Source organism: Nocardioides sp. NPDC054178 (genome assembly GCF_055585005.1).
On the sequence record NZ_JBVJKY010000007.1, the window covers coordinates 186348 to 203034 of the forward strand.

Annotated in this window: 18 protein-coding genes and 1 tRNA gene; 3 read left to right on the top strand and 16 right to left on the bottom strand. The window is 68.5% G+C overall.

Translation table 11 applies throughout. The features are described from left to right. The first annotated feature begins 139 nt into the window (after window positions 1-139). Window positions 140-934: a carbon-nitrogen hydrolase family protein gene (locus tag ACZ6WN_RS23385; RefSeq protein ID WP_465868033.1), complete on the top strand. Its 795-nt coding sequence runs from the start codon at window positions 140-142 to the stop codon at window positions 932-934. Here ACZ6WN_RS23385 and ACZ6WN_RS23390 read toward each other — a convergent pair. Then, window positions 931-1605 carry a class E sortase gene (locus ACZ6WN_RS23390; RefSeq protein ID WP_465868034.1) on the bottom strand — a complete coding sequence of 225 codons (675 nt, stop codon included), beginning with the start codon at window positions 1603-1605 and terminating at the stop codon, window positions 931-933. The genes ACZ6WN_RS23385 and ACZ6WN_RS23390 overlap by 4 nt on opposite strands. Window positions 1606-1653: 48 nt before the next feature. Between ACZ6WN_RS23390 and dnaG the strand changes: the two genes are divergently transcribed. Together dnaG and ACZ6WN_RS23400 are read left to right on the top strand one after the other, a co-directional pair. Continuing rightward, window positions 1654-3537, top strand: coding sequence for a DNA primase (gene dnaG, locus ACZ6WN_RS23395; RefSeq protein ID WP_465868035.1), 1884 nt, complete (start codon window positions 1654-1656; stop codon window positions 3535-3537). 66 nt (window positions 3538-3603) lie between these two features. Next, window positions 3604-3676, top strand: a tRNA-Asn gene (locus tag ACZ6WN_RS23400). A gap of 64 nt (window positions 3677-3740) precedes the next feature. On the opposite strand, the gene ACZ6WN_RS23405 is transcribed toward ACZ6WN_RS23400, so the two are convergent. From ACZ6WN_RS23405 to ACZ6WN_RS23475, 15 genes are all read right to left on the bottom strand, one after another. Beyond that, window positions 3741-4514, bottom strand: coding sequence for an ABC transporter ATP-binding protein (locus ACZ6WN_RS23405; RefSeq protein WP_465868036.1), 774 nt, complete (start codon window positions 4512-4514; stop codon window positions 3741-3743). Then, a complete protein-coding gene (locus ACZ6WN_RS23410; RefSeq protein ID WP_465868037.1) occupies window positions 4511-5275 on the bottom strand; it encodes an ABC transporter ATP-binding protein in 765 nt (254 codons plus the stop codon). Before ACZ6WN_RS23410 ends, ACZ6WN_RS23405 begins: the two co-directional genes overlap by 4 nt. After that, a complete protein-coding gene (locus tag ACZ6WN_RS23415) occupies window positions 5272-6279 on the bottom strand; it encodes a branched-chain amino acid ABC transporter permease (protein WP_465868038.1) in 1008 nt (335 codons plus the stop codon). The genes ACZ6WN_RS23410 and ACZ6WN_RS23415 overlap by 4 nt, the downstream gene beginning before the upstream one ends. Further along, window positions 6276-7154 (bottom strand): branched-chain amino acid ABC transporter permease, encoded by an 879-nt coding sequence (locus ACZ6WN_RS23420; RefSeq protein WP_465868039.1) that lies wholly within the window; start codon window positions 7152-7154, stop codon window positions 6276-6278. Before ACZ6WN_RS23420 ends, ACZ6WN_RS23415 begins: the two co-directional genes overlap by 4 nt. After that, complete coding sequence (locus tag ACZ6WN_RS23425; protein ID WP_465868040.1) at window positions 7151-8218, bottom strand: ABC transporter substrate-binding protein; 1068 nt, start codon at window positions 8216-8218, stop codon at window positions 7151-7153. Before ACZ6WN_RS23425 ends, ACZ6WN_RS23420 begins: the two co-directional genes overlap by 4 nt. Before the next feature lie 276 nt (window positions 8219-8494). Next, window positions 8495-9289 carry an IclR family transcriptional regulator gene (locus tag ACZ6WN_RS23430; RefSeq protein WP_465868041.1) on the bottom strand — a complete coding sequence of 265 codons (795 nt, stop codon included), beginning with the start codon at window positions 9287-9289 and terminating at the stop codon, window positions 8495-8497. 17 nt (window positions 9290-9306) lie between these two features. Further along, entirely contained in the window at window positions 9307-10587 is a 1281-nt protein-coding gene (locus ACZ6WN_RS23435; RefSeq protein WP_465868042.1) for an NAD(P)/FAD-dependent oxidoreductase, read from the bottom strand. Next, a complete protein-coding gene (locus ACZ6WN_RS23440; protein ID WP_357335710.1) occupies window positions 10584-10781 on the bottom strand; it encodes a ferredoxin in 198 nt (65 codons plus the stop codon). Before ACZ6WN_RS23440 ends, ACZ6WN_RS23435 begins: the two co-directional genes overlap by 4 nt. A gap of 39 nt (window positions 10782-10820) precedes the next feature. Beyond that, the gene (hcaB, locus tag ACZ6WN_RS23445) at window positions 10821-11624 is read right to left on the bottom strand and encodes a 3-(cis-5,6-dihydroxycyclohexa-1,3-dien-1-yl)propanoate dehydrogenase (protein WP_465868044.1); all 804 of its coding nucleotides are present in this window, start codon (window positions 11622-11624) and stop codon (window positions 10821-10823) included. Then, window positions 11621-11965, bottom strand: a complete 345-nt coding sequence (locus ACZ6WN_RS23450; RefSeq protein ID WP_465868046.1) for a hypothetical protein — start codon at window positions 11963-11965, stop codon at window positions 11621-11623. Before ACZ6WN_RS23450 ends, hcaB begins: the two co-directional genes overlap by 4 nt. Before the next feature lie 7 nt (window positions 11966-11972). Then, window positions 11973-12560: a 3-phenylpropionate/cinnamic acid dioxygenase subunit beta gene (locus tag ACZ6WN_RS23455; RefSeq protein ID WP_465868047.1), complete on the bottom strand. Its 588-nt coding sequence runs from the start codon at window positions 12558-12560 to the stop codon at window positions 11973-11975. Beyond that, on the bottom strand, window positions 12557-13975 hold the full coding sequence (locus ACZ6WN_RS23460; RefSeq protein ID WP_465868049.1) for a Rieske 2Fe-2S domain-containing protein: 1419 nt from the start codon (window positions 13973-13975) through the stop codon (window positions 12557-12559). The genes ACZ6WN_RS23455 and ACZ6WN_RS23460 overlap by 4 nt, the downstream gene beginning before the upstream one ends. A 192-nt stretch (window positions 13976-14167) precedes the next feature. Then, window positions 14168-14908 carry a 3,4-dihydroxyphthalate decarboxylase gene (gene phtC, locus ACZ6WN_RS23465; protein ID WP_465868050.1) on the bottom strand — a complete coding sequence of 247 codons (741 nt, stop codon included), beginning with the start codon at window positions 14906-14908 and terminating at the stop codon, window positions 14168-14170. Continuing rightward, the gene (locus tag ACZ6WN_RS23470) at window positions 14905-15774 is read right to left on the bottom strand and encodes an NAD(P)-dependent oxidoreductase (protein ID WP_465868051.1); all 870 of its coding nucleotides are present in this window, start codon (window positions 15772-15774) and stop codon (window positions 14905-14907) included. Before ACZ6WN_RS23470 ends, phtC begins: the two co-directional genes overlap by 4 nt. 186 nt (window positions 15775-15960) lie before the next feature. Continuing rightward, the gene (locus tag ACZ6WN_RS23475; protein WP_465868052.1) at window positions 15961-16686 is read right to left on the bottom strand and encodes a FadR/GntR family transcriptional regulator; all 726 of its coding nucleotides are present in this window, start codon (window positions 16684-16686) and stop codon (window positions 15961-15963) included. Between the last annotated feature and the right edge of the window lies 1 nt (window position 16687).

Sequence of the window (16687 nt, forward strand, 5' to 3'; positions counted from 1 at the left end):
GCGCCCGCGTCCACCTGTTTTCGCTCTCACACTCTGGGTGGGCTCTCTGGGGTCGCCCCCCCCCCCCCCCCCCCCACCCCCCCCCCCCCCGGCCCCCCCCCCCCCCCCCCACACCCCCGACAACGGAGGGGCCACAGGTGTGCTTCAGATAGCAGTAGTCCAGGAGAAGGCGGTGCCCGGCGACGTGACCGCCAACGTCGCGACCGCCGCGGCTCGGGTCCATGAGGCGGCGGCGAAGGGCGCGCGCCTGGTCGCGCTGCCGGAGACGTTCACGACCTCGTGGGACCTCGACACCTTCGACGGCGGTCCGCTGCCCTCGCTCGACGACACCGCCTGGCTCGCCCCGGTGCGGGCCGCGGTGGACGAGACCGGCGCGGTCCTCGTGCTGAACTCGCCCCTCGCCCACGCCGGACGCCGGGGGATCACCAGCCTGGTCATCGCGCCGGGGGAGGAGCCGGTCGCGGCGTACGCCAAGCAGCACCTGTTCCCGCCGGAGGTCGAGCGTTTCGAGCCGGGTGAGCACGGCACGACGATCGAGATCGACGGCGTCCGGGTGGCGCTGTCGGTCTGCTACGACGCCAACTTCCCCGAGCACGCCGCGGCGGCCGCCGCCGACGGCGCGATCCTCTACCTCAACACCGGTGCCTACTTCCCGGGCGGTGGCCACCGGCGCGACCTGCACTATGCCGCCCGGGCGTTGGACAACTCGATGTACGTCGCCTTCGCCGGTCTCGTCGGCGGCCCGCTGGGCTTCATCGGCGGCTCGGCGGTCTACGACCCGCTCGGCCGTCCGGTCGAACGACTCGACGACGCCACCCCGGGCATGGTCGTCGCCACCATCGACCCGGCCGAGGTCGCGCGGGTCCGCGACGACCAGCGGATGTGGGCCGACCGCCGCGCGGACCTCGGGCCTCGGCGTACGCTCCTGCTCTAAGAGGTTGGCTCTTCGGAGACCAGCTTTCCGAAGGCGATCATCCTGTTGTCGGTGTGGAAGAGCTCCGAGCAGGTGGTGAGGGTGATCAGCGCCTGGCCCTCGACCTGCTCGGGCTCCACGCCACCGCGGTCGGGGTTGTCGGGAAGCGGGTCGGTGACCCAGACGGACGTGAACGGCACGACCAGGTCGTCGCCGTCGCTGGTGAGGGCGTAGACGTACGTCTTCTCCCTGGTCAGGACGCGGATCTTGTCGCCCTCGCGGAGCTCGGGGAGATCGCGCAGCGGCTCGCCATGGGTGATCCGGTGGCCGGCGAGCGCGAAGTTGCCGACCTCGCCGGGGCCGGCGGTGCCGGAGAAGTGGCCGAAACCGGCCCCCAGCGCCCGGTCCGAGGTGCCCTCGAGGACCGGGATCCGGTAGTCCTTGCCGAAGCGGGGGATCTCGATCACGGCCTCGGCCGAGCCGAACTCGGTCGTCGCCTCGGTGCGGCCCGAGTCCCACGCCTTCTCGATCGTCGAGGTCGCTTCCTGCTGTCGTTGCTTGCTGAGGATCGTGGTGCCGTAGAGCTCCCAGGCGGCGTAACCGAGGAGCCCCACACCGACCGCGACCATCGCGAGGCCGAGCCAGAAGGTGGCCCGGCGGGCTCGCGGTCGGGTCGTTGTGGTGGTGGACATCAGGTCAAGCATCTCAGCCCGATCCGCCGCCACGTAGGATCAGGCGTTGTGGCGGGCCGCATCAAGGAGACGAGCATCCAAGAGGTGCGCGAGAAGGCGCGTCTGGACGACATCGTCTCCCAGTACGTCACGCTGCGCCGCGCGGGTCCAGGGACCTACAAGGGCCTGTGCCCCTTCCATGACGAGAAGTCGCCCTCCTTCAACGTGAACCCGTCGCGGGGCTTCTTCAAGTGCTTCGGCTGCCAAGAGGGCGGCGACGTCATCGACTTCGTGATGAAGCTCGAGGGACTGAGCTTCTTCGAGGCGGTCGAGCGGCTCGGCGACAAGGTCGGCGTGCAGGTCCAGCGCGAGGAGGGCGACGAGGCGCCGGTCCGGCGCGGTCCCGGTCGCGGCAAGCTGGTCGAGGCCCACAAGGTCGCCGCCGAGTTCTACGCCGAGCAGCTGTTGACCCCCGACGCCGTGGTCGCGCGCCAGTTCTTGGCCGAGAAGGGCTTCGACCGTGACGCGGCGCTGCACTTCGGGGTCGGGTTCTCACCGCGCGGGGGAGAGGACCTCTACCGCCACCTGCGTGCGCGCGGGTTCTCGGACGAGGAGGTCGTCACCGCCGGGCTGGTGGCGCACGGCCGGTCCCACTACGACCGGTTCCGCGGGCGGCTGATGTGGCCGATCCGGGAGTCGGGGGGCGACGTCATCGGGTTCGGTGCACGCCGGCTCTTCGACGACGACCGCATCGAGGCGAAATACCTCAACACCTCCGAGACGCCGATCTACAAGAAGTCGCACGTCCTCTACGGCATCGACCTGGCCCGCAAGGAGATGGCCCGCACCCGCGAGGCGGTGATCGTGGAGGGCTACACCGACGTGATGGCCTGCCACCTCGCCGGGATCACCACCGCGGTGGCGACCTGCGGAACCGCGTTCGGTGACGACCACGCCAAGGTGCTGCGCCGGTTCATCTCCGACGACCAGCAGCTGCGCGGCGCGGTCGTGTTCACCTTCGACGGCGACGCCGCCGGTCAGGCCGCCGCGCTGAAGGCGTTCAAGGGCGACGGCAACTTCACCTCCCAGACCTACGTCGCCGTCGAGCCCGACGGTCTCGACCCCAACGACCTGCGGATCAAGAAGGGCGACGAGGCGGTCCGCGAGCTGCTCGCGAACCGCGTCCCGCTCTACGAGTTCGTGCTGCGCAACGTCGCCTCGAAATACGACCTGGACCGTGCCGACGGGCGGATCGACGCCCTCCGGGAGGCGGCCCCGCTGGTCGCCTCCGTGCGCGACGAGTCCAAGAAGATGGGCTTCACCCGCGACCTGGCGCGGTTCCTCGGTGTCGATCCCGACGAGGCCGCCCGAGAGGTACGCCGCGCCGCCGGTCGTCCGGCGCCGTCGGCCGCCCCGTCCCGGCGCGAGGCCGTCGCCTCTCCCGAGGCCCCCGCCGCTCCGCAGCGGCCACCCATGCCGCACCCGCGCGAGCCGCGCTTCACGGTCGAGCGCGAGACCCTGAAGCTCTTCGTGCAGCACCCCGTCGCCCTGGGCCGCACCACCGGCGAGATCACCCCCGAGGCCTTCACCCATCCGCTCTACCGGGCGCTGTGGGAGATCATCGCCGGCCTCGGTGGCCCCGGCGCCGGCACCGGCGACGCCCACTGGGCCCAGAAGCTCGGCGCCGCCGCCTCCGACCCGCTCGTCAGCCGCATCCTCGCCGAGCTCGCCGTGGAGCCGATTCCCTCCGCGAAGGAGCCGGACACGGCGTACGTCCTGCAATATGTCGTACGCCTCCTCGAGCTCCTCGACCAGCGCCGCATCGCCGAGGTGAAGAGCCGTCTGCAGCGCTCCGACGCGACCGCCGACCCCGAGGGCTACCACCGTCTTTTCGCCCAGCTAGCCGCCCTCGAACAGCACCGCCGCGGCCTGCGCAACCTGGTCGCCGAGTGACGGCCTGCCGATTTCCGATCGCCGCTTCCGGGTTGCTAAGGTTTCACCCGCGCCGCAAGGTGCAATTCCCCTGTAGCTCAATTGGCAGAGCATTCGGCTGTTAACCGGAGGGTTGTTGGTTCGAGTCCAACCGGGGGAGCAAGAAAGAGCCGCTGACCAGGCACGATGCCAGGGTCAGCGGCTCTCATCATCTCCAGGTGCGATCAGCTGATCGGGTCGAAGATCCTTGTCGGGAGCACCGCGCGGTCGGCGACCTCGACGGCCTCCTGCTCGACGCCGAGATAGTGGTTGCTGACCTCAGGATCGTTGAGCAGCACCGCTGCGGTGTCGCTCCGGACCACGATGCCGTTCTCGACGATGACCCCGCGCTGTGAGACGCCCAGGGCCGCTCCGGCGTTCTGCTCGGCGAGCAGCACGCCCACGCCGGTTTCGGTCAATGTCGAGAGCACACCGAGGATCTGTTCGACGATCTGCGGGGCCAGCCCCATCGACGGCTCGTCGAGGAGGAGGTAGGCCGGCTGCCGGACCAGTGCTCGCGCGATCGCCAGCATCTGCTGCTGACCACCCGAGAGCAGCCCGGCCGGCCGGGAGGCGAAGTCACGCAGGATCGGGAAGAGCGCGAGCACCTGATCGAAGCGCTTCGCCTGCTCACCGGCATCGAGGCGGGTCCCGTGCAAGCCGACCTGCAGGTTCTGCTCCACGGTCAGTTCCGCGAAGATCTGACGCCCGGCAGGCACCAGCGAGATCCCGCGCCGCGTACGTTCGGAGGCGTCGAGGCCGGTGACGTCATCTCCGTCCAGAGTCACCTGTCCGGTGACACCCCGGTGCACGCCGACGATGCTGTGCAGCAAGGTGGACTTGCCCGCACCGTTGGCGCCCAGCAGGGCGACGACCTCGCCGGGCTCGACCTGCAGATTCACCTCCCGCAGGACGCCGACCCGGCCGTAGCGGGCGGAGAGGTTCTTCAGCTCGATCATGAGGCGACTCCTAGGTAGGCCTTGCGGACGACGTCGTCCTCGCGGACGACCCTCGGGACGTCGTCCGCGATCACCTTTCCGGCGTCCATCACGGTCACCTGATCGCTGATCGCCAGGACGAGAGACATGTTGTGCTCGATCAGCACCATGGAGACCCCGCCCTCCCGGACCGCGTGCAGCACGTCAGCCAGCTCTCGGGTCTCGCTGTCGTCGAGGCCCGCGGCGGGTTCGTCGAGAAGCAGCAGCTTCGGTGCGGCGGCCAGACCACGGGCCACCTCGACCAGCCGCTGCGCACCGGCCGGAAGGTCGGTCGCCAGGCTTCCCGAGAAGCGGGTGAGGTCCAGGAAGGCGATCAGCTCGTCGGCACGGGCTTGCAGCTCACGCTCCTCCCTACGGGTTCGCGGCAGGCGCAGGGCGTCCGAGAGGAAGCGTGCCCTGGTGAAGCGGTACGCCCCGAGCATGATGTTCTGGCGGACGGTCAGTGTCGGCACCAACCGGGCCGACTGGAAGGTGCGCATCAGGCCCAGCGCCGGTAGATCCCGGGGTGAGCGGCCGACCAGCTGGTGGTCGTCGAAGTCGACGCTGCCCTCGTCCGGCTTGGTGAATCCGGTGACCAGGTCGAGCAGGGTCGTCTTGCCGGCACCGTTCGGCCCGATCACCGCACGGATCGTCCCCTCCTTCACCTCCAGGTCGACGTTCTGCACGGCGGCGAGCCCGCCGAAGCTGCGGCTCAGTCCGCGTACGGTCAACAGTGCGCTCATCTCTGCTCCTTCGAAGGGGACGGGGCAGTGCTCCGGAGCGCGCCGGCGACATCACTGATCGCGCCCCACAGACCGGCCGGGAAGTAGGTCATCACCACGATCAGGACGACTCCGGCGAACAACGGCACCCAGACGGCGAAGGTCTGGCCCATCTGTGGCACGCCCTGGATCACCAGCGCGCCGATCAGCGGCCCGAACGCGCTGCGCGAGCCGCCGATCGCCACCATGATCACGATGCTGAAGGCGACCGTGACGGTGATGATCTCGGGGGAGAAGAACCGCAGGTAGAACGCATACAGGCTGCCGGCCAACGAGGCGGTGACGGCCGAGATCGCGAAGGCGGTCGCCTTGTAGCGGGAGCCGTTGATACCGAGCATCCCGGCGGCGATTGAGTCGTGGCCCACCGCGGCAAGGGCCCGGCCCGTCTGCGACTTTCGCAGGTTGGTGGTGATCCAGGCCGCCAGCCCGCCGAGCACGACCAGCAGGTAGAAGTTCGCCTGATCGGAGAACACCTCATAGCCGAACAGGTTGAGGCTCGGGATGTCGACCATGCCGGACGGGCCACCGGTGACCGCGATCCAGGCCGTGCTCAGCGAGGCGATGGCAACCGCCAGACCGAGCGTGGCCAGCGCGAAGTAGTAGCCGCGCAGCCGGAGGAAGGCGGCGCCGAAGAGCAGCGCCATGCCGCCGCACAAGAGCGCGAGAACGATCGCGGCGACCGCGGTCGGCCACTGCCACTTCAGGGTGAGCAGCCCAGCGCCGTAGGCGCCGATCGCCATGAACATGGTCTGGCCGAGCGAGACCTGGCCGGCCTGTCCGATCAGCGGGGTGAGACCGATGCAGGCCAGGTAGAAGATGCCGACGGTGACGAGCAGGCTCATCTGGGTCGGGACCAGATACGGGAGCGCGAGCGCCACCGCGATGCCGACGACCGCCAGAGCGATCTGGCCCGTACGTCCGGACAGCGCGCTGTCGCGCGCAGGAGCAATCTGCGTGGCACTCATCGACGCACCCTTTCTGGAGTTCCGAAGATTCCCTGTGGGCGAACCACGAGCAGGGCGACGAGCAGGGCGATCGCGGTCAGCTGAGCCAGGTCGGCGTTCCAGTAGCGCCCGAAGACTCCTTGGAGCAGGCCGAGCAGCAGGCCGCCGGTCACCGCGCCCAGGTTGCTCCCCAGGCCACCGACGACGGCGGCGATGAAGCCGGCAACGGCGTACGGGGTGACGGTGGTGAACTGCAGGAAGGTGATCGGGACGATGGTGGTGCCGGCCACGGCGGCCATAGCACCCGCGAGGCCGAACGCGATCAGGCGCATTCGCTCGACTCGGATGCCCTGCAGCGCGGCCGCGCCTGGGTTGGAGGCGGTCGCACGCATCGCCAGGCCGATCTCGGTCTTGGTGAACAACAGCCAGAGCCCGAGGATCGAGACGATCAGTCCACCGAAGAGCCAGAAGTACTGCGTCGGCAGGCTCAGCCCGGCCACCTCGAGCGGGGTGTCACCTGTGAAGGCAGGCATCGTGTAGGGCAAGTTGCCCCAACCGATGAGCAGCAGACCGCCCACCGCCTGGAGCACGCCGACGGTCACGAGCAGGAGTCGCTCAGGTGTGGCCCGCTTGGCGGCGGGCTGGATGACGATCCGGGCGAGGCCGACCATGCCGACCGAGAAGATGACGATCACGATCGGCAGCGTGGCCAACGGGCTGATCCCGAACGCGCTCTGCAGCGAGACCGCGGTGAGCGCGGCCAGAACGACGAAGCCGCCCTGCGCCAGGCTGATGATGCGGCTGATGGAGTAGATCACGGACATGCCGAGCGCGATCAGTGCGTACACGCATCCGTCGGCGAGGCCTCCGAGGACCGATTGCAGATAGTCGCTCATTCGACTCCTCCGATGAACTCGAACCCGTCCTCGGTCGCCTGCACGATGGCGACGTCCTTCTCGGTCAGGCCGCGGTGATCGTCGACGGAGAAGTTGTACGTCCCCACGACACCGTCGAAGTCTTTGATCCTCTCCAGCTCGGTCCGTGCCTCGGCGGAGTCGCCTCCGGCGCGCTCGAGCGCCTCCGCGACGAGGTAGACGCCGTCGTAGGCGACGCCCGGACCGAAGTCGGGCTGCTCGCCGTGCGTGGAGACGTAGGCGTCGTGGTAGTTCGCCTCGAGCTCTCGCACCTCGTCGTTCGGGTACTCCGCGGGGTCCCAGAAGTCGCGGGTCGCGGGGATCAGGAGGGGGTCGGGGAGGAAGTGCTTGACCCGGTCGACGAAGGCGTAGGTGAGGTTGCCGTCCGTGGTGGCGACGGGGATGTCCAGGCCGACCTGGCCCATTCCCTTGAACGCGACGCCCGCGCCGGCGCCGGTGGCCCAGACGACCAGTGCTTGCGGCTTGTGCTTGGCGATCTGTTGCAGCTGCGCGGTCACCGACACGGCGTCGGGGCTGAAGGTCGCCTCCCCGGCGAGCGCCATGCCGTCGATCTCGTCGATCGCGGCCTTGGTGGACTCCGCGCCCTCGGCGCCGGAGGAGTCGGTCTGCGTCAGCAGGCCGACCCGGGTGATGCCTTCGCTCTTCCAGTAGTCGACCAGCCGGTTCGTCAGGTCGTGGGTCGCGACGCTGGCCGACCACTGCCACCCGCCGGGCTCGGGCTTGAGGCCGGGGGACAGGCAGTAGTCGATCACCTTGGCGCTCTCGGCCAGCGGAGCGATCGCCTTGCACGGACCCGATGTCGAAGGGCCCACGAAGGCGTCGACGCGGCCCAGCATCTTGCGAGCCTGGAGTACGGCCTGTGACGGGTTGCTCTGGTCGTCGGCCGTGATCAGTTCCAGCGTCGCACCATTGACGCCGCCGTCGGCGTTGATCTGCTCGACGGCCAGCTCGGCACCGCGCAGCTCGCCCACGCCCAGCTGACTGCCGGGTCCGGTCTGGCTGGTGATGAGGCCGATCCGGTACACGCCGTCATCTACGGCTGCCGTCGCGGAGCACCCGGAGAGTGCCAGCGCGGCGGCCACTACCCATGGCGTCAGGCGGTGTGCTCGTGGGGGCCGCGCCGCGGTCATCGAACCCATAAAAGATTTCCTCTCTGAAGAATTCAATTCTGTTCTACAGTGAGCACGATCACAGGTCAAGAGTTCCTGTCGAGACTTTGCCGGTTCGGGTAGCGCCTGCCTGCTACGTGAAAAGACCCTGCCCACGGGCGTGGGCAGGGTCCTCGGCGTCGGCGTCGGCGGTCAGCTGAGCTCGGCCTCCAGGTCAGCGGCGGCGCTCTTGGCGAGTGCGGCCAGCTCCTTGCGGCGCTTGGCATTCATTCGGCTGATCGGCACCGAGATGTTGATGGCGGTCGGCATCGGAGCGCCGGCGACCGCGACCGCGACCGACCAGACGCCCTCCTCGCTCTCCTCGTCACCGATCGCGTAACCGCGGGCGCGCACGTCGGCAAGCTCGCTCAGCAGGGCGGTGCGGGTTGCGACCGAATTCGGTGTCTGTTGCGGCAGCGCCTCGTCGGGGTAGAGGCTGCTCACGTGAGCCTCGTCGAGGGTGGCGATCATCGCCTTGCCGGTCGACGTGCAGTGCGCCGGCATCGCCCCGCCCGAACGGGAGGCGACCCGCACGGCCCGCGGGCTCTCCAGCGAGTCGAGGTACCGCACGGTCGATCCCTCGAGGGTGCCGAGGTGCACGGTCTCTCCGGTCGTCTCGTTGAGCTTCTCCAGCACCGGCCGAGCGAGATCGCGGATGTCGAGGCGCCGGAGCAGCGCGAACGCGATCCGGTCCAGCGAGGGGCCGGACTCGTACGCCTTGCTGCTCGGGTTCTGCCGGACGAAGCCGCGGTACTGCAGCATCGCCAACAGCCGGTGCGCGGTCGAGGACGCCACGCCGAGATACTGGCTCGCCTCGGTGAGGCGCAGCGAACGGCGCTCGCTGAGCAGCCAGAGCAGGCGCAGCGCGTTGTCGACCGACTCGATCGGATACTGCGGCGAGGCGGTGTGCTCGGGTGCGAGCGGGAAACCCTCAGAGGTCGCGGTCACTAGAGCACCCTATGCCGTCACCTCCTCGACCCGTCGCCTGATCCGAGTGCGGATTCGCCGTCTGTACGAACCGGCGACGGGCCCACAGCCAGCTTGTCGGCGACCTCGACCAGTGAGTGGCCGGCAGCCATCGCCTTGCGAGCTGTGACCAGGGCCTTGGGCCAGTTGGCCACGGCGGCTCCCTTCAGTGCGCCATCCTCGGTCGCGTAGAGAACCACGAAGCGGCCGCCCTCGGGATTCCCGATGGTCCTGCTGAAGGCAGCGCCATGGTGAGCGCCGACGACCTGGATCTTCCAGTCGTACTGATCGGTCCAGACGTACTCGATCGCCCGATAGGCGTGCAGCTCGTCGGGGTGCACGATGTTGTGCGCCGCGCAGGACGCCTGGTCGACGGCATTGGTCCAGTGCTCGGCGCGGACGAGGCCGCCGGTCTCTGCATCTCTCCAGCGGCACACGTCGCCCACGACGTAGATGCTGCCCGGCTCACCGGGGCTCTGGGCGCGCAGATGCTCGTCGCAGACGATGCCGTTGTCGAGCGTGACGCCGGAGCCCCGTAGCCAGTCGGTGACGGGGTGCGCCCCGATCCCGACGACCACCACGGCGGCAGCCAGGACGGAGCCGTCGCTGAGACGTACGTCGAGGCCGCCGCGAGCGCGCGAGACGTCCTCGACACCGACGCCGAAGTGGGTGATGACGCCACGGTCCTGGTGCAGCTCGGCGAAGATCGCGCCGACGTCCGGCTCGAAGGAACGGCTCATGGGCGTCGGTACGGGGTCGATCAGGTGGGTCTCCAGGCCGAGGGACCGTGCGCTCGCGGCCACTTCGGCTCCGATGAAACCGCTGCCGATCACCACGACCGGACCGCCTGCGATCAGCTCCTTCCGCAGGCCCGATGCGTCGGCAAGGGTGCGCACCACGTGCACGCCATTCCCGTGCAGGCCGCCCCAAGGCCCCCGGTTGGCAGCCACGCCGGTGGCGACGACGAGCGTGTCGTACGCCTCGGTGGATCCGTCGGCGAGAGTGACCTGCCTCGCCACGGCGTCCAGCCCGCTGGCTGCGACCCCGAGCCGCAGGTCGACAACGAGCTCTGCGGCCTTCTCCTCGGTGAGCAGGCGGATCTTCTCCCAGTCGGTGGTGCCCAGCAGCAGTCCCTTGGAGAGCGGCGGCTTGTCGTAGGGGAGCTCGCTCTCGGCGTCGATGAGCACGATCTGACCGTCGTAGCCCTCCGATCGGAGCGCCTGCGCGACGCGTACGCCACCGACCGAGGCTCCCACGATCAGGGTCCTGGGGACGTTCATTCGTCGGCGACCTGGAGTGCGTTGACCGGGCAGCTGCGGGCGGCTTCCTCCACCCGGGGACGGTCGGACTCGTCGATCGTCTCCGTCAGGAGGACCACGATCCCGTCATCGTCGATGTCGTAGACGTCGTCGGCGGCCACGACGCAGTTGGCGTAGCCCTGGCAGGCGGCGAAGTCGGCAGTGAGCCTGGCCATCGGTTTGCTCCTTCGAATCTCGTGCTGAGCTGTGTTCGGTCACCGCTTCACGGCGATGCCGCCGTCGGGGTGGACCACGTCCCCGGTGATGCCGCGGGCACGCCCGGATGCGAGGAAGACGTAGCTCCAGGCGTGGTCCTCCCCGCTGAGCGCGACGCCCAGCGGAACCCTGCCGGCGAGCTCCTTCTCCCGGCCCGGGGTGTCGTCCAGGCGTTTGTCGTTGAGCCCGAGGCTGTTCAGACCGCGCAGGTCGGTGTTGAGGGTTCCGCCGGGGGCGACGCCGTTGACGCGGATCTTCCTGCCTGCCAGCTCGTGGGCCAGCGAGGTGACGGCACCTCTGACCGCGAACTTCGAGGGGACGTAGAGGATCCCGCCGCGACCTGGATAGTAGGCCGAGGTCGACTCGGTCAGGACGACCGAGGCCTCTCCGTGATCGCGGCCGGCCGTTTCCAGCGCGGGCAGCGCCGCCTTGACCGACATCAGATGCGACTTCACGTTGATGCTGAACATCTCGTCGAAGGCGGAGTCCAGCACGTCCGCGTCGATCTGGTCGATCCCCTGGTAGAAGTCGAAGATCCCGACACAGTTGACCAGGATGTCGAGGCCGCCGAAGGCGTCCACCGTGGCAGCCACGGCCTCCTGGTTCGAGGCGTACGTGGTGGCGTCGCCGGCGATGACCGGCATGTCCGGGTGGGCCTCGGTGATCGCGTCACACTTCTCCTGGGACAGCTCGAGCACCGCAACCCGGGCGCCCTCGCCGATGAAGGCGTCGACCACGGCACGGCCGATGCCGGAACCGGCGCCGACGATCAGGGCACGGCGGCCCTCCAGCCACTGGCTCATTCGCCCTCCTCCTCGAGGCCGTCGGGGTCGTCCGGAATCAACGGCGCCGCGACATTGCCGACCATGGCCGCCAAGGTGGCGTCGTTCTGCCAGGTCAGAGCCTCCAGCTCGAGCGGGTCGAGAGTGATCCACTGGCCCGACTTCGGGGAGTCGATGAAGAGCCGGACGCCGTTGCGAGTGTTGACGCGCAGAACCCGGATCTCGGAGAACTCGTTGGCGATCACGATGGGCTCGCCGACGGCCAGGTCGAGGAACTCCGCACGCCGCTCGGCAGCGGAGATCGCAGCGGCCCGGTCCGCGGACTCGCCCTCCCACTCCAGGTGGGGTCGCTTGGGTGTCATCACGGCCTCACAGGAAGATGGCCAGGTTCTGCGTACGCAGCACCGACTCGTCGACGGCCAGGTGGCGGCGGGCGAGCAGCCAGCTGTCGCCGTTCGCCCGGAGCAGGTCGCGGCGCCCGGCCGAGACGATCGCCGGCTCGTTGACGTCGCCGCGGCTGCGGAAGAGCAGGGTCGCCGACTCGACGACGATCTCGTCGGCCTGGTCCGTCGCGAACGTTCGTACGTTGGTCACGAAATGGCGCAAGCGCGAGGGCGGGTCCTCGGTCCAGGCGTGCTCGGTCTCGAAACGAGCGACGCGACGGGAGAGGGAGTACTTGTTCTCGTCGAAGTGCGCCATCCCGGGCGCGGTGTCGTAGCCCGCACCGAGGGCGGTGGTCACCTTGACCGGCATGTAGTAGTGGATGTCGTCGGCGAGGAGGGCCAGCCAGTCCTGATAACGCTGCTCGTCGAGGACGTAGGTCTCGTCCACGATCCAGCGGTGGGCCGAGAGGTGGCGTGGGTCGTCGAAGGGCAGCGAGCCGCCGACCTTCGTGGTCTTCGAGGCGTGCCCGCCGAGCTGTGAACGGCTCGCGTCGATGGGGTAGTGGGTCGTCATCGCGTCTGCTCCTCGCTGCTCCTGTGGTGGCCCTGCTCGCCGCGGATGACGCCGCCCAGGCTGATGCCGCCGACCTTCTCCGGCTCGCGCTCGAGGTAGTCGGCCCACTTGTTGAGCAGGTTGCGCTGTCCATATTCGCCATAGCCGAGATACGCCGTGCCCGGGCCGGCGAACTCCTCCTTGGTGAGCGCCGGGACGACGTTCGAGCCGTCCATCTTGATGCCCATCCGGGAGTTGAGGTGGAGGCGGCGGGCCATCGAGCCGCCCGCGGTGTTGGTCAGCGAGACCCAGTTCTCCACGTCGTCCTGCTCGAACATCCCGCTGGACCCGAAGCACATCAGGTAGGCCTTGTAGGAGAGGGCCTTGAAGTCCTCGGGGGCGTTCTTGTCGACGAGGAACCAGGACAGCACCTCGGTCTCGTTCTCCGAGATCGGCTGCCACTGGCGAAGCGAGATGAAGGGGAGCACCTCGTCGGAGTCACTGTCCTCGACCTTGGGCCAGTTGTGGACAAGAGAGAGGTTGGGGAAGATCGAGGCCGCGGAGATCATGAAGCCGTCGCGGCCGATGACGTCGAGCTGATCGGGCGACCAGACCTCCTTCATCCTCTCGATCATCTCCTCGGGGTAGCCCACGTATGCCAGCCGCTCCTCGAGGGTGCCCGGCGGAAGCTTGTAGGTGGTGCCGCCGCCTGACGTGGCCCAGTAGGTGTTGCCGTCCTTGCGCTTCTCTGCCTTCGGCTCGCGGAAGAGACCGATCTCGACGACGGACGTGTGCGTCTGCGGGGTGTGGTACATGTCGCCGACGAAGTTCTCGGCGCCGATCTTCCAGTTCGCCTTCACCCGCCACCGCTGAGGACCGCGCACCTCGACGCCGTCGCCGCTCTGCCTCGTGTAGTAGTCCAGGTAGAACCTGAAGTCGCCCAGGAAGTCCTCGAGCGGTTCGGCGTCCGGGTCGAGACTGATGAAGATCAGGCCGTTGTACGTGTCCATCGACGGCGCCGGGAGCAGGGTCTGCCCGTTCTTCTTGAAGCCTTCCTCGCCGCCGTACGCCTCCTGGTGGAAGGGCAGGCCCAGGACGCGACCGTCGTTGCGGTAGCTCCAACCGTGGTAGGGGCAGCGGAAGTTGGACGCGTTGCCCATCTCCGCGCGACATACCTGCATGCCACGGTGCAGGCACATGTTGAACATGACCCGCACCTGGCCGGAGTTGTCACGGGCGACGATGAACGAGTCGTCCAGGACGTGACGCACGACGTAGTCGCCGACGTTGGGGATCTCGGACTCATGGGCGACGAACATCCAGGACCGGTTGAACACTCGGTCCCTCTCCAGCTCGAAGATCTCGCGGTCGTTGTACACGTGCGCGGGAATCATGCCCTCTCGCACGGCCTCGATTACCGCCGTCTGATCTGTCATCTGCACTCCTCCACGGCCTCTGTCTGTCAGAATGTGATTCTGCTAGAAAGAAAGAACAAGGGCAAGTGGTGAGTGCGACTTCTTCTCTCCAGAGAGCTGCACGTGCTGCGCGACGATGCGGGTCCGCGCCTCCGAGGTCACCGAGGTTTCAGTGCCGCGCCGTATGCGCTCGACGAGATCGTGCGGCGGGGGTCACGCTGGGAGAGCGAAGCCCGCCGCGGCGAGACTGGTGGAGTGGAACCGCCAGATCAGCTGGTCGTTGAACCCCGAACCGAGGTCCGGAAGCTGTGCGACATCCTCGTCCGGCATCGGTCGAGGGGTGCTGCCGGCGTTGGCTGCGCGGAGGATCATCCGAGCCAGCGTGTCGATGCTCAGGGCGCGGCTCAGGGCCTCCTGGACGCTCTTGCCGGTGGTCACGATGCCGTGACCGCGCAGCACGCAGCTGCTCTTGTCGCCCAGCGCGTCTGCGAGCTCCCGCCCGAGGTCGGGAGTGTTGACGAGGACGCTGCGGGGGTAGACCGGGATGCCATCGCGTGCCATCCGCGCGGCGGGGATGTTGTAGGCCCCGACGACTGGCGCAAGCTCCAGGCCGGCGAGGTCGAGTGCGACCACGGCGGGCGGGTGCGCGTGCAGCACGACGTCCACGTCGCCCCTGACCTTGAGGACCTCGGTGTGGATGTGAATCTCGTTGGGGACCGCGTACGCATCGTCCGGGTCCAGCAGGTTGCCGGCATAGTCCGTGGCGCGGATGTCGTCGAGCCCGGTGAAGAGAAGGCCGCTCTCCTGGGGGCCGCGGCAACGGATGAGCAGGCCGTCCTCGTGTCGGCTGCTGATGTGGCCGAGGATGTCCTCGCACAGTCCGCGGAATCCCGCTATGCGGCAGCCGGTGGCGATCTGGTGTCGAAGGTCGTGGCTCAGATCGGTGCTGGTCATCGATGGCTCTCTGTCGTGAATCGGAAGTCGGCGAGGAGGTCGATCGCCTCGGGATAGGGGCGGCCGGTGTGATCGCCGGCGTCGACGGTCAGGAAGAACTCGGCGAGAGCGCTGAAGGAGGGACTCTCGAAGCCGGCGTCGAGGAACATGGTGCGCGTCAGCTCGATGTCCTTGGCGATGGTGGCCACCGGAGCATGCGAAGCGATCGCGTCGAGGTCGCGGAGGAAGTACTCCTCGGCGGTCGCCAGGCCCGGTCGTGCTCCGGTGCTGGAGGAGAGAGCGCGGACCGTCTCAGGAATGTCGAGGCCCTCGTGCTCAGCGAAGCTCAGCGCCTCGGCGGCGACCAGGAACCGCGCGTACTTCACGTACTGCTGCAGGAGCTTGACGCCGTACCCGGCGCCGACGGTGCCGAGATAGCTGATGTTGGCGGCGAGCTGCCCCACCAGGGGCGCGGCGTCGCCGAAGACGCCCTTGTCGCCGCCGACGAGCATGGAAGTGTGGGGTGGCTTGCCGCTGACCGGGCAGTCGACGAACCGTACGCCTCGCTCGGCGAGCCGCGCAGCAGCGTCCCGGGCGAAGGCGGGGGAGCAGGTCGAAGTCTCGATGACGAGGGCTCCGTCGGGCAGCTGTGCACCGAGGTCGAAGACGACCTTGCGCGCCGCGCTCACCGTCGGCAGAGACGTGAGCACCACGTCGCTGTTGTGTGCGACGTCTGCGAACTCCTCCAGCACTCGGATGCCCTGCTGCTCGGCCCTCTCCTGCGCTTCCGGCGAGATATCGAACCCGGCGACCTGGATGTCGGCGTCCACCAGCGCGGATGCCAGCGCGGCGCCCATTCGGCCGAGTCCTACAAAAGTAATGTGCACAACACCATCCCGCTATACAGAAATCTTTTCTGAAATGGCAATCTACACAGCGGTGCAGCAATGCGGCAACTCGTTGGTCTGACAGTCTTGCCAGGCGTGCGTGCCTGATCGCGGGCGCGCAAAACGGCGCCTGCGCATCGGCGCAGGCGCGATGTGGTCAGCTCGGCGTGGCCGAGGCGACAGCGGTCAGTTGTCGGTCGTGGCCTGAACGGTGCGGTCGAGGTGCCTGCTCAGCTCCGCGACGGCGGTGTCGAGATCGCGAGCGGCGACGGCATCGACGACCCGACGGTGCTCGGCGACCCCGGAGGTGCCCCGGTGGTGCGCCTCGACCAGCGACTTCAAGATCGAGTCGCGCATCGCATCGAGCAGCAGCGTCGTCGCCGAGTTGTGGGCACACGAAGCCAGCGCCCGGTGGAACTCCAGCGACATCGCCACGGTGTAGGTGCCGTCCTCCCGCGCCGCCTCGTGCTCGTCGCACATCGCTCGCAGCCGTGCGATGTCGTCCTCGGTCGCGCGATCGACGATCAGCGGCAGGAAACCGAGCTCCATGATCGTGCGGACCTCGGTCACCTCGGCGGAGCTGAGTGCCGCTGTCGAGATCAGGTCGGTGAGTCCCTCACCCACCAGAGAGACCGACGGGGCGGAGACGAAGGCGCCGCCCTCCTTGCCGAGCTTGATGACGATGTGCCCGGTCGCCTCCAGCATGCGAAAGGCCTCGCGGACCGTACGTCGGCTGACCTGGAACTGGTCGCACAGCGCCCGCTCCGAGGGAAGCCTGGATCCGACGGGAAGCTCGCCCGCGCGGATGCGCGCCCGGATCTGGTCCACGATCGTCGCAGAGATGCGTACGTTGGCAACCGGTTGGAACACGATCGAGCCGTTGCCCTCGGGCACGTCCATGTCTGCGCTCACA

Excerpts from the sequence above, each read along its gene's own strand:
- ACZ6WN_RS23390 (WP_465868034.1), bottom strand. The coding sequence starts at position 1,605 with ATGTCCACCACCACAACGACCCGACCGCGAGCCCGCCGGGCCACCTTC.
- ACZ6WN_RS23405 (WP_465868036.1), bottom strand. The coding sequence starts at position 4,514 with ATGATCGAGCTGAAGAACCTCTCCGCCCGCTACGGCCGGGTCGGCGTC.
- ACZ6WN_RS23410 (WP_465868037.1), bottom strand. The coding sequence starts at position 5,275 with ATGAGCGCACTGTTGACCGTACGCGGACTGAGCCGCAGCTTCGGCGGG.
- ACZ6WN_RS23415 (WP_465868038.1), bottom strand. The coding sequence starts at position 6,279 with ATGAGTGCCACGCAGATTGCTCCTGCGCGCGACAGCGCGCTGTCCGGA.
- ACZ6WN_RS23420 (WP_465868039.1), bottom strand. The coding sequence starts at position 7,154 with ATGAGCGACTATCTGCAATCGGTCCTCGGAGGCCTCGCCGACGGATGC.
- ACZ6WN_RS23435 (WP_465868042.1), bottom strand. The coding sequence starts at position 10,587 with ATGAACGTCCCCAGGACCCTGATCGTGGGAGCCTCGGTCGGTGGCGTA.
- ACZ6WN_RS23440 (WP_357335710.1), bottom strand. The coding sequence starts at position 10,781 with ATGGCCAGGCTCACTGCCGACTTCGCCGCCTGCCAGGGCTACGCCAAC.
- hcaB (WP_465868044.1), bottom strand. The coding sequence starts at position 11,624 with ATGAGCCAGTGGCTGGAGGGCCGCCGTGCCCTGATCGTCGGCGCCGGT.
- ACZ6WN_RS23450 (WP_465868046.1), bottom strand. The coding sequence starts at position 11,965 with ATGACACCCAAGCGACCCCACCTGGAGTGGGAGGGCGAGTCCGCGGAC.
- ACZ6WN_RS23455 (WP_465868047.1), bottom strand. The coding sequence starts at position 12,560 with ATGACGACCCACTACCCCATCGACGCGAGCCGTTCACAGCTCGGCGGG.
- ACZ6WN_RS23460 (WP_465868049.1), bottom strand. The coding sequence starts at position 13,975 with ATGACAGATCAGACGGCGGTAATCGAGGCCGTGCGAGAGGGCATGATT.
- phtC (WP_465868050.1), bottom strand. The coding sequence starts at position 14,908 with ATGACCAGCACCGATCTGAGCCACGACCTTCGACACCAGATCGCCACC.